Origin of the sequence: Arenimonas sp. (assembly GCF_019459675.1) — a bacterium.
Lineage (GTDB): Bacteria > Pseudomonadota > Gammaproteobacteria > Xanthomonadales > Xanthomonadaceae > Arenimonas.
The window spans coordinates 1-2,687 of record NZ_JAIBFH010000075.1 but is presented as its reverse complement, the minus strand read 5'-3'; the positions used below and the strand labels follow the sequence as shown (position 1 = coordinate 2,687).

Genomic DNA, 2,687 nt, shown 5'->3' with positions numbered 1-2,687 from the left:
TAAAAACCGGGGGGGGGGGCCGTTTCCCGGGCGCCCCCGCCCTGCTCCCGATCGGAGTCTTCGAGCGAGGCTTCCATGAATACCGATCAAGCAAGATCCAGCCTGGGCCAGGTCGAGCGACTGATGTTCGAGCTTGTGCGTCACGGTACGGGCGACGCCGGCAAGGCGGCCGCCCACCATCTTTCCGCCGGCGGGGCGCGCGTGCGCGCCCGGCTGGCCCTGCACGCCGCAGATGCGCTTGGCAGGCCCGAATCCGAGGCCGTCGCCATCGCCGCCGCGTGCGAACTGCTGCACAACGCTTCCCTGGTCCACGACGACCTTCAGGACCGGGACGAACAGCGCCGCGGCCAAGCCGCGGTTTGGCGCAAGTACGGCGATGCCGTCGCCATTTGCGTGGGTGACCTGCTGCTGTCGGCCGCCTATGGCGCCCTGGGCACCGTGGGTGCCAGCGCCGCGTCGCTGTCGGTGCGAATGCACCGGCGCATCGCCGAAGTCATCCACGGCCAGTGTGCCGACCTCGCGCTGCAGGGCGGCGCCCTGACCAGCCTGGAAAACTACGAGCGCATCGCCAGCGCGAAATCGGCGCCGCTGCTGGTGCTTCCGCTGGAGCTGGCGCTGACGCTGGCGGGCCGGGAAGAGGCCGTTGCCGCCGCCACCCAGGCCGGTTCCCTGTTCGCCATCGGCTACCAGGTTGCGGACGACCTGGAAGACGCCCACCAGGACGCCATGCATCAGGAGCTGAACATTGTTTCCGTCCTGGCGGCCTCGGGCGAAGCCGAGCCGCACGAGCGCGCGCGCGACCTGGCGATCCGCCGCTTCCAGCAGTCGCATGCGGCGGCCGCCGCGCTGCCTTCCGGGTCGGGCGATCTGTTGGCCGCACAGGCCTCCCAGCGGATCGAGCGACTCAGCCATTCCCTGGCGCCGGCATGAGCCGGGTGGTCGTCATCGGCGGCGGCTTCGGCGGCATCGCCGCGGCGCTGCGGGCGCGGGCCAAGGGCCACGAGGTCACGCTGGTGGACCGGTGCCCCCGGCTGGGCGGACGGGCACAAGTGTTCGAAAAGGGCGGCTTCCGCCACGACGCGGGCCCCACCGTACTCACGGCGCCCTTCCTGTTTGAAGAGCTGTTCGCGCTGTTCGGCAAGCGCATCGCCGACTACGTGGACATCGTGCCGCTGGACCTTTGGTACCGGTTCCACTTCCCCGACGGCGACACGTTCGACTACGGCGGCGGCCTCGACAAGACCCTGGCCGAGATCACGCGGATCCACCCGCCTGATGCCGACGGCTACCGCGCGCTGCTGGAGCAGTCGCGCCGCATCTACGACGTCGGCTTCACCGAGTTGGCAGACGCGCCGTTCCACCGCTTCACTTTCATGCTCAAGCAGATCCCGCACCTGCTGCGCCTGGGCGCCTACCGTACGGTCTGGCAGATGGTGGCGCGCCACGTCAAACACGACAAGATCCGCCAGGCGTTCTCCATCCAGCCCCTGCTGGTGGGCGGCAATCCATTCGACACCACCAGCATCTACGGCCTGATCCACTTCCTGGAGCGCGCGCACGGCGTGCACTTCGCCATGGGCGGCACCGGCGCGCTGGTGGATGCGCTGGCGAAGCTGATGCTGGAACAGGGCATCACGATCAAGCTCGACACCACCGTGGAATCGATCGAGGTGGTGGGCAACGACATCACCGCCGTGGTGACCGGCGCCGGTGAACGCATCCCGGCCGACCACCTGGTGTCCAATGCCGACCCGGTGCATCTTTACAACAAGCTGCTCCCCCGGTCCGCCAGCAAGCGTTCGGCCAAGATCAAGGCCAGGCACTGCAAGCAGTCGATGGGGCTGTTCGTGCTGTACTTCGGCACCAGCCGCCAGTATCCCGGTGTCGCCCACCACACCATTTGGCTGGGACCACGCTACCGCGAGCTGCTTGAAGATATCTTCAAGCGCAAGGTGTTGGCCGAGGACTTCTCGATCTACCTGCACCGGCCCACGGCCACCGACCCGAGCTTTGCGCCGGAAGGCTGCGACAGTTTCTATGCGCTGGTGCCCGTGCCCAACCTGACGGCGGGCATCGACTGGGCCACCGAGGCGCCGAAACTGCGCGACCGGGTGGTGGCTGCGCTGGGCGCCACGCTGCTGCCGGGGTTGGCGGAAACCATCCGCGCCGATTTCTACATGACGCCCGAAGACTTCGAGTACCGGTACCTGTCGCCGGCCGGGGCGGGGTTTTCGATTGCACCCGTTTTTTCACAGTCGGCGTGGTTCCGGTTCCACAACCGCGGCGAAGGCCCGCGCAACCTGTACCTGGTGGGCGCCGGCAGCCACCCGGGCGCCGGACTGCCGGGCGTGCTGTGCTCGGCGAAAGTGGTTGACCGCCTGCTGCCGGCCGCCACCCGGACGGTCGCCCGGCAAGCGCTGGAAACGGCGCCTGCGTGAACGGCATCGCGCTGGCCCCGGCAAGCCAAGCTGGCACGGTGGAGGCCGCGCGCTCGGTGCTGCGCACGCACGGGCGAACCTTCCACCTGGCCAGCCGGCTGCTGGGCGCACGGCACGCTTCAGGCGCGGCGGTGCTGTACGGCTTCTGCCGGCACGTGGACGACCTGGCCGATGAGTCTGCCGACAGCCGCGGGGCCGTGGGCCCGCGGGGGAGGGGGGGGTTACGCCCGCGCCCCGGGCCCCCCCCCC

At 69.4% G+C, this 2,687-nt stretch carries 3 protein-coding genes; all 3 read left to right on the top strand.

Annotated elements, in window-relative coordinates; genetic code table 11:
• Positions 1-75: 75 nt before the first annotated feature.
• On the top strand, positions 76-930 hold the full coding sequence (locus K0M70_RS02850) for a polyprenyl synthetase family protein (protein WP_290779013.1): 855 nt from the start codon (positions 76-78) through the stop codon (positions 928-930).
• A complete protein-coding gene (gene crtI, locus K0M70_RS02845) occupies positions 927-2,438 on the top strand; it encodes a phytoene desaturase family protein (protein ID WP_290779011.1) in 1,512 nt (503 codons plus the stop codon). The genes K0M70_RS02850 and crtI overlap by 4 nt, the downstream gene beginning before the upstream one ends.
• A partial coding sequence (locus K0M70_RS02840) for a squalene/phytoene synthase family protein (protein WP_290779008.1) occupies positions 2,435-2,687 on the top strand: 253 nt, incomplete at its 3' end. The genes crtI and K0M70_RS02840, both read left to right, overlap by 4 nt.

What these genes read in the sequence shown, in the direction of transcription:
- K0M70_RS02850 (WP_290779013.1), top strand. Translation starts at nt 76, where the DNA reads ATGAATACCGATCAAGCAAGATCCAGCCTGGGCCAGGTCGAGCGACTG.
- crtI (WP_290779011.1), top strand. Translation starts at nt 927, where the DNA reads ATGAGCCGGGTGGTCGTCATCGGCGGCGGCTTCGGCGGCATCGCCGCG.